The following is a 742-nucleotide window of genomic DNA, read 5'->3' on the forward strand; positions in this document are numbered from 1 at the left end:
TAGTAATGGGACTGAGACACATTGGTTTCAGCAGTTGAGCCGGCCAGGGTGGCACCGGCCTGAGCTACCGCGACCACGACTGCAGTCAGATTGGCCTGCAGCCAATCTCGAGGCGTCACTTCGGGATCACCGGCACGCTATAGGAACCGCTGGCCTTGATCTGCGTGACGCAGGCTTGGCCGCGACGGCGCACACCAACACCGAAGCTGCGCTGGAAAAAGCTGTCCTGCAACGGATACGGGCCAAGACCGGGAATAGTACGCAAACCTTGATATTGGCGCTGAGCGTGCTGCCTGAACCCGATGGCGTTGTCAGGGCTGTTGGCTCCGTAGGTGGCGACAACCGCGAAGTAGTCTTCTGGGATGAAGTCGCTCTGGATGATCCAGGTCTCGCCGTAGGAACCCTGCACCTTAAGACCGTTGTAGGACTCCGGCGCAACCTGACCCACGATATTTTCCGGTTGCAAGTAGGCCGGAGCGCCAGCGGACGGAATGTAGTCGTGTTTGGCAATAATGCCGCTGGCGTTTTCTTCGCCAGCTTTGAAGGTTGACACCACTTCCGCCTGTGCCGGGTTCATCAGCGCCAACAGCCGTGAGTTTGATTCGGTGCCGAAACCGTGCTCAGTGACATGGCGAACGGCAGTTTCGAGGTCTCCGGAATCAATAGTGGCGCTACCAGAGACAAGGTAGTGCTGGTGCGCCGCCGCAAACTGCTTGCCGAGATAGGCCGGTGGAACCATTGT

1 pseudogene is annotated in these 742 nt (G+C 58.6%); it reads right to left on the bottom strand.

Annotation, left to right across the window (positions count from 1 at the left end):
- Positions 1–115: 115 nt before the first annotated feature.
- A pseudogene (locus A5791_RS26640) lies at positions 116–742 on the bottom strand (hypothetical protein); the annotation flags it as partial.

It is taken from the genome of Mycobacterium sp. 852002-51163_SCH5372311, assembly GCF_001667115.1.
GTDB lineage: Bacteria > Actinomycetota > Actinomycetes > Mycobacteriales > Mycobacteriaceae > Mycobacterium.